4 protein-coding genes are annotated in these 3332 nt (G+C 74.0%); 2 read left to right on the forward strand and 2 right to left on the reverse strand.

Translation table 11 applies throughout. The features are described 5' to 3' along the window. On the forward strand, positions 1-839 hold an 839-nt coding region (locus AOK24_RS20900; RefSeq protein ID WP_206191242.1), incomplete at its 5' end, for a lanthionine synthetase C family protein. Continuing rightward, positions 836-1981: a glycosyltransferase family 2 protein gene (locus AOK24_RS20905; protein ID WP_240554036.1), complete on the forward strand. Its 1146-nt coding sequence runs from the start codon at positions 836-838 to the stop codon at positions 1979-1981. The genes AOK24_RS20900 and AOK24_RS20905, both read left to right, overlap by 4 nt. Here AOK24_RS20905 and AOK24_RS20910 read toward each other — a convergent pair. Further along, complete coding sequence (locus tag AOK24_RS20910) at positions 1952-2746, reverse strand: hypothetical protein (RefSeq protein ID WP_055721588.1); 795 nt, start codon at positions 2744-2746, stop codon at positions 1952-1954. The genes AOK24_RS20905 and AOK24_RS20910 overlap by 30 nt on opposite strands. Positions 2747-2829: 83 nt before the next feature. Then, positions 2830-3332: GOLPH3/VPS74 family protein (locus AOK24_RS20915; RefSeq protein WP_167376851.1), on the reverse strand; the 503-nt coding region annotated here is incomplete at its 5' end.

Genomic DNA, 3332 nt, shown 5'->3' on the forward strand with positions numbered 1-3332 from the left:
CGGATGGACGGTCCGCCGCGCGGCCTCCGCCAGCCAGTCCACGTGCGCGGCGGACCGTCCATCCGGCCCCCGGCCTGTACACCGGCACCTCCGGTGTCGCCTGTGTCCTTCAGCACCTCGGGCGTACCGACTCCGCCGCCGCGCTTCTGGAGGGTGTGGGGGAGCCCGTCAACGACACGCTGCTCGACGGGCGGGCCGGACTCGGGCTCGCGCAGCTGTACTTCGCGCGCGCCACCGGCGACGACGCCGCGCTCAAGCAGGCCACCGTCCACGCCGAGCGCCTGGTCGAGAGCGCGGCGGAGCGTCCGCCCCGGCGGGGCGAGGCCGGGCTGTTGCGCGGCCGGGCCGGTACCGCGCTGCTCCTGCTGCGCCTGCACGCCCTCACCCCCGACACCGCACTCCTCGACGCCGCCCACGACCTCCTGGACGCCGACCTGCGCGCCCTCGGCTGGACGGACGACGGCTGGACGCCCGGCTCGGCCGGTACGCGGCCCACGTTCGCGGCGGGGAGCGGCGGAACGGCCCTGGTCCTCAAGGAGTACCTCGACCAACGCCCCGACGCGCGGTACGAGTTGGCCTGCGACACCGTCCTGCGCTCGGCCCTGGACTGCGTACCCCACACCGTGGGCCTCTTCCACGGCTTCGCGGGCGTCCTGCTGACCGCGACACGGCTGGGCGGCACAACGGAGGCGCGTCACCTGGGTCTGTACGAGGTCCCGCACGAGGGCGCCCCCGCGTTCCTCGGCCTGGAGAACGTCCGCCTGACGACGGACCTGGCGACCGGCGCGGCAGGCGTCCTGCTGGCCCGCGCCACCTCAACTCCCCTGGCGTTCCTGTGACTCCGCTCGTGTCGGTGATCTGCCCGACGTACAACAGGTCCGCGGAGATCACCGCGACGATCGACTCGGTCCGCGCCCAGACCGTCCAGGACTGGGAGTTGCTCGTCGTCTCGGACGGCTCCGACGACGACACGGACGACCACGTACGGGACGCGGCGCGCGCCGACCCCCGCGTGAAACTCCACCGCCTCGACCGCACCGGCCACCCCAGCGCCCCGCGCAACGCCGGACTCGCCCTCGCCCAGGGCGAGTTCATCGCCTACCTCGACCACGACGACCTCTGGCGCCCCCGCCACCTCGACGTCCTGCTCGAACTCCTGCGCACAGGCGCGGACTTCGCGGTGACGGGCTGCACGTACCACGACGCGGCTGGCGCCGAAGCCGTCGAGTTCGCCCCGCTGTCCGCCTTCTGGCACCCCCAACTCCAGCTCCTGGGCCCGATGTTCGAGCCGTCGCGGGCGGGCCACCGGCGCGGTGTCGTGGAGGGCGTCGGCGGCTGGCGGGGCGGCGCGGGCCTGGAGGACTGGGACCTGTGGCTGCGGATCGCCGACGCGGGCCACAGCTTCCGTACGGTCGTCGAGCCGACGGCGGCGCTGCTGATGGACGGCGGCACCCGCAGGAACCGGATGGCCCGCCCGCACCGGCTGCCGCTGGCGGTCGTCGACGACGCGCGCAGAGCCCACGACCTGCTGGGCGAACTCCGCTCCGGACAGTACGACGAGGCGTTCCGCGCGGCCGTGTTCGCGGACACGCGGGAGTGGTACGGGCGGATGGACGCGTCCGGCGAGCTGGTCAAACCCCGTGACTGGACCGGGGACTTGGACGAGGAGATCCGGCGCGTGGTCTCGGGCGAGGTGCGCCTCTTCGACGAACTGGTGCTGGTGCCGTCGGCGGGCCGGTACGCCATCGCCCGCAACCTGCTGTGTTCCCGGGCCGAACACGCGCGCAGGGCAGCGGGGTTGGTGCCCTCGGTGCAGCCGAGGGTGCTGCGGTTGGTGAGGGAGCTGGCCGAGAGCGGGTCCGGCGGAGGGGCGGGCCTGTCGGATGCCGGTGGGCGGGCCGGCGTATCGCATTCCGCCGCGCCCGCCCCCGGCATCCGGCCCCGGCCCCCGTCAGATGAGGCCCAGCTCCTTCGCCCGTAGCGCCGCCTGGAAGCGGGTCGCCGCCTGGAGGTGCTTCAGCAGCTCGGCGACCCGGCCCCGGTACGTGCGGACGGAGATGCCGAGTTCGCGTGCGCCGACCTCGTCCTTGTCGGCGCGCGCCATGGCCTGGAGGACCTTGAGGTGCGTGCCGTCCAGCAGGACGGGGTCGAGGAGCGTCGACGCGTCCACCGCCTTCGACCAGCACAGGTCGAAGAACGACAGGAGGACGCCGGCGAGCGGCCCCTGCTCGACGAGCGCGCGGCCGGGTGCGGTGTCGTCGGGCGAGGCGCCGGAAGCGGTATCGCCCTCCGCCTGGACGAGTGCGGTCTCCCGGTCGGCGATCAGCACGCGCTGGAACTCGCCGTCGAGGAGCCGGACCTGCGCGCCGTGCCGGATCAGCTCGGCGAAGAGCGCGGACGCGGCCTCGTCCGCCAGGGCCCGTCTCTGGGCCAGCACCTTCACGGTCACCCCGCGCCGCAGGCAGGCCAGGCCGGCGCGGCGCGCGGCGAGGATCGCCTCCGGTGTGAGGGTGCGCTCCGGCTGCATCGTCAGGATCTCGCGCCGCGACCGGCCCGTGAGGTCCACGGCCCAGTCGCACACGCTCCGGTCGTCCCTGCGCAACTCCCCGGCGGGATGCCGCAGAAGCGACTGCCGGATCAGGGAGTAGCCGAACGACAGGATCTCCTGCTGTTCCGCCTGGAGCTTCTGGAGCCGCTCGTCCAGCAGCCGTCCGACGCTCTCGATGTCCTCACCGGTCTCCGGCAAGGGTGTTGTGTGTACGGAAACACTCACGACTGTTTCCCCCGTGGTCGAGTCGAGTGGTGGTGCGGGTGGTTACTGCGGGTCGGTCACAGCGCGGCCGTGGCGATGACCGCCGTGAGCGCGCCGATCGTCGTCCGGATCGCGTCGCCGAGTTCGGCGGCCTGGCCCTGCTCCTCGGTGAGCGCGGTCAGCCGCTCGTCGAAGCCCTGCGGGAGGACGGCCGTGAGCCCCGAGTGGCGCAGGACGGCGAGCAGGACGGCCGTACGCTCGTCCGGCTCCTGCCCCTCCGCGAGGACGGCGGTCAACCGCCCGCGCAGCGCGACGAGTTCGGACGCGTCGGTGACCGGGTGCTTCACCGAGCCGAACGCGCCGAGGACGCGCCGCCCCTGCTCCTGCACGATGCCCTTCTCCAGGAGCCCCTGGTACGCGGCGTCGAGCGCGGGCTCGCGCACGGCCAGCAGCCATTCCCGGGGCGTCTCCTCGGGGTGCGCGCGCCGGTGCTCGTCCATGAGGCCGGCCGCCGCGCTCGGCGGCGTCGGTCCTGAGGGCAGTTCCAGCTCCAGCAGGGCCGCCGCCGAGCGCGGCGGCC

It is taken from the genome of Streptomyces niveiscabiei (assembly GCF_001419795.1).
Taxonomy (GTDB): domain Bacteria; phylum Actinomycetota; class Actinomycetes; order Streptomycetales; family Streptomycetaceae; genus Streptomyces; species Streptomyces niveiscabiei.